This is a genomic window from Caulobacter sp. 602-1, from assembly GCF_003931565.1.
Classification (GTDB): domain Bacteria; phylum Pseudomonadota; class Alphaproteobacteria; order Caulobacterales; family Caulobacteraceae; genus Caulobacter.
The window spans coordinates 1-293 of record NZ_RRYI01000119.1; the positions used below are offsets into that span (position 1 = coordinate 1).

1 pseudogene is annotated in these 293 nt (G+C 54.6%); it reads right to left on the reverse strand.

Annotated elements, in window-relative coordinates:
- Window positions 1-293: pseudogene (locus EIK80_RS25515) on the reverse strand (hypothetical protein); the annotation flags it as partial.

The window sequence follows — 293 nt, forward strand, 5'->3', positions numbered from 1 at the left end:
CGTATCCAGGAATTTCTGCGTCTCGCCATCGACGGCAACGTTTACGGCATTCACGGTCACGGCATTGCGAATAGCCGCTTCCTTTTGCCGTGCCTCCACTACTTCGCGCGGGGGAAGGAACGAATCCGAGTAAGCATCGGCAATCTCGTCAGGGTCGCCGATCTTCGCAATATAGCCGTCCTGAATGAGCATTGCCCGATCGCAATACCTGCGCACATCCGGCATGGAGTGGGTGACCAGAATAACCGTCTTCTTGTTGCGCTTCGCCTCAAAGAAATAGTTCTGGCACTTCT